Origin of the sequence: Rhodoplanes roseus, assembly GCF_003258865.1 — a bacterium.
Classification (GTDB): domain Bacteria; phylum Pseudomonadota; class Alphaproteobacteria; order Rhizobiales; family Xanthobacteraceae; genus Rhodoplanes; species Rhodoplanes roseus.
The window spans coordinates 1-3,096 of record NZ_NPEX01000457.1 but is presented as its reverse complement, the minus strand read 5'-3'; the positions used below and the strand labels follow the sequence as shown (position 1 = coordinate 3,096).

The window sequence follows — 3,096 nt, the reverse complement described above, 5'->3', positions numbered from 1 at the left end:
CGATGGCGCGGGCCCGCGTCGGATAGAGCTCCGGCGTGTAGAGATAGACGCCGATCGACAGCACCGAGGAGAAGAAGAACGCGGTGCTGACCAGGACCAGGACGCGGATCGGGGTGCCGGCGCCGATCAGCCAGAGAGCGCACAGCGCCGTCGCGGCGCCCGCGAAGGCGAGGGCGAACCACGGCCGGCGGCCGAGCCGGTCGATGCTGAGCGCGCAGGTGAGGGTGCCGGCGAGGCCGACCACCTGGGTGATCAGGCCGTATTGCAGCGCGTCCTCGAGCGACAGGTGGAACACGGTGCGGTAGATGGTCGGCAGCCAGACCGTCAGCCCGTACGTGATCAGATAGGCCGAGAACCAGATCGTCCAGACCACCAGGGTGCGGCGCAGATAGCGCGGGCCGAACAGATCGGCCCAGGAGGCGGGCTTGTCGTGCGAGGCGACGACGGGCTCGGGCGGCGGCAGCGGGGCGCCGGTCGCCTTCTCGGTCTCGCGCTCGATGTAGGAGAGGGCGGCCTCGGCCTCGGCGAAGCGGCCGCGCGTCGCCAGCCAGCGCGGCGATTCCGGCAGGATGCGCTGCATGAACACGACCAGCACGGCCGGGATCGCGCCGATCAGGAACATGTAGTGCCAGCCGAGATGCGGCACCACCCAGCGGCCGAGCAGCCCGGCGGCGACGAGGCCGATCGGGAAGATCAGCTCGTAGAGCAGCACGAAGCGGCCGCGCCCCTTCGCCTTGGCGATCTCGCTGATGTAGACGGCGGCGATCGGCACCTCGCCGCCGAGCCCCAGGCCCTGCAGCGTGCGGAACGCCAGGAGCGAGTTGTAGTCCCACGCCACCGCGCAGCCGATGCTCATGCTGGTGAACAGGAGCACGGCCCAGATCATCGTCTTCACCCGGCCGTGCTTCTGCGCCAGCCATCCGAAGGCGAGCGCGCCGACCAGCTGGCCGAGATAGCCGACCGAGATCATCAGGCCGATCTGCGGCGCGGTGAGCTTCCACAGCGGCGCCAGAACCGGCAGGACGAAGGCGATGGCGAGCGCGTCGAAGGCGTCGAAGAAGGTCGCCGTGCCGATGATCACCCGGGCCTTCACGTGCCAGGTGGAGATCGGCAGGCGTTCGATGCGGCCGACGATGTCGTCGAGACGAGCCGGGTTGTCGCCGGACGAGGCGTGCATGAGCATGGTCTACTCCGGAAGCAGTCTTGTGTGCCGGGACGGCGCAGCGTTCGGGGGTAGGTGATGAGGCGTAGTGAGCGTTTCCGAGAGAAAGGCTAGACCTGCTTCGTCAGGACGGGAATTCATGTAATGGTCATGGGGGCATGAACCGTCTTCATTGTTGCGGTGCGTCATGAATCTCAAGTCGGTCGATCTCAACCTGCTCGTGGCGTTCGACGTGCTGGTCACCGAGCGCAACGTGACGCGGGCCGCCGACAAGCTCGGCGTGACCCAGTCGGCGCTCAGCCATTCGCTGCGCCGGTTGCGCGCGATGTTCTCGGATCCGCTGCTGACCCGCGGGCCCCACGGAATGGAGCCGACCGACGTCGCGCTGGAGCTGGTGCAGCCGATCCGCGCCGTCCTCTCGGAGGTGCATTCGATCATGACGACGCGGGTCGCCTTCGATCCGGCGACCACGACCCGCACCTTCAGCCTGTCGATGAGCGACGCAATGAGCATCGAGGTGCTGCCGGCGATCGTCCGCCGGCTTCGCATGTCGGCGCCGAACGTCGACATCGTGGTCACCACGGCCGGGCCGCGCTCGACCTGCTCGCGCATCGTCGACGACGAGGTCGATCTGGCGGTCGGCGTGTTTCCGGAGCAGCCGTCGGACATCTGCTCGCGCGAGCTGTTTCGCGACACCATCGTCTGCGTCGCCGATCGTCATCATCCGAAGCTCCGCCGCGGCCGGATGGACGAGCAGTCCTATCTCGCGTGCCCGCACGTCACCGTCGCTCCAAATCTCGATTCCGGTGTCCAGATCGACGACATCATGGCCGCCATGGGCCTCGACCGGCGGGTCATGGCGACGGTGTCGCACTATGTCGCGGTGCCCGGGCTGGTGCGCGGGACGGATCTGGTCGCCCATACGCGGCAGCGGCTGGTCGGCCTCCTGCCCGACACCGCGGACCTGGTGGCGTTCCCGATCCCGGTGCCGGTGCGGGTGCCGGAGCTCTCCTTCGTGCAGATGTGGCACCGCCGCTACGACCGCGATCCCGGCCACCGCTGGCTGCGCGATCTCGTACGGGACGCGATCGCCGAGGCATGAGGGGCGGCGCTGCCCGGTCTCGCCGGTGACCGAACCGGCGTGCGCCGATCAGGCCGGCTGGCGGGCGACCTTTCGCCTCAGCGCGCGACCGCCACGAAGACCGGTGTGATCGTCACCTCGCCGGCTTGCGGAGGTCGCGCGGCGGCGCCGGGCTCCTGGATCTTGACCCGGAGGGTCACGCGGCCGTCGCGGCCGGCGCCGGCCGGCAGCGGAAGCGTGTAGCTCGCGCCCTGGCGGGCGGTGGCGGCTCCGAACGGCGACACGCTGCCGACCGGCGTGCCGTCCGCGGTCGCGACCTCGATCTCGGCACCGCGCGGCAGTGCGCCGGTCTTCACCTGCAGCCACACCTCCTCGTCCGGCGCGGCGGGACGGGACAGCACGAGGTCGACGGTTCCGTCCCCGGCGTCCTCCGCGGCGGCGGAGGCGCACAGCGCCGCGCACAGCAGGCCGGCCAAGACCGGCCGCCGCCGCGCCCGCCGCCTGATCGAGCCGCCCCTCAATGCGCCTGGACCGTGATCGACACGATCTCGGGGCTCGGCTCGTTCGCGCCCGGTCGCGTGCTCATGCTCATGCCGGCGTGTCCGCCGGCCGAGCCCGCCGGGCCGGCCGGCTCCACCCGGATCGTGAGAGGTGCGTCGGCGGCCAGCCGGTTGGCGGCGCGCAGCGCGTCGACGGCCGGCGACAGCGGCACGGTGAAGCTGACGGGCGAGTGCATGATGTGGCGTCCGAAGATCGACAGCGTGACGGCGGTGTCGTCCGACGATCCGCCGCCGTCACCGATCAGCACCCGAAAATCGTGGGTTCCGCCGATCGGCGGCTGGGCGATCGTGAT

The 3,096-nt window shown here is 70.3% G+C and carries 4 protein-coding genes; 1 reads left to right on the top strand and 3 read right to left on the bottom strand.

Translation table 11 applies throughout. The annotated features are described in order from the left end of the window. A partial coding sequence (locus CH341_RS30020; RefSeq protein WP_111423121.1) for an MFS transporter occupies positions 1–1,183 on the bottom strand: 1,183 nt, incomplete at its 3' end. A 166-nt stretch (positions 1,184–1,349) separates the two neighbouring features. Between CH341_RS30020 and CH341_RS30015 the strand changes: the two genes are divergently transcribed. After that, entirely contained in the window at positions 1,350–2,264 is a 915-nt protein-coding gene (locus tag CH341_RS30015) for a LysR family transcriptional regulator (RefSeq protein WP_111423118.1), read from the top strand. A gap of 77 nt (positions 2,265–2,341) precedes the next feature. Here the strand turns inward: CH341_RS30015 and CH341_RS30010 are convergent, their stop codons facing one another. Next, on the bottom strand, positions 2,342–2,719 hold the full coding sequence (locus CH341_RS30010; protein ID WP_111423116.1) for a hypothetical protein: 378 nt from the start codon (positions 2,717–2,719) through the stop codon (positions 2,342–2,344). A gap of 41 nt (positions 2,720–2,760) precedes the next feature. Beyond that, positions 2,761–3,096: hypothetical protein (locus CH341_RS34600; protein ID WP_210208674.1), on the bottom strand; the 336-nt coding region annotated here is incomplete at its 5' end.

Bases quoted from the DNA above. Each gene is read 5' to 3' on its own strand.
- CH341_RS30015 (WP_111423118.1), top strand. From the start codon at position 1,350: ATGAATCTCAAGTCGGTCGATCTCAACCTGCTCGTGGCGTTCGACGTG.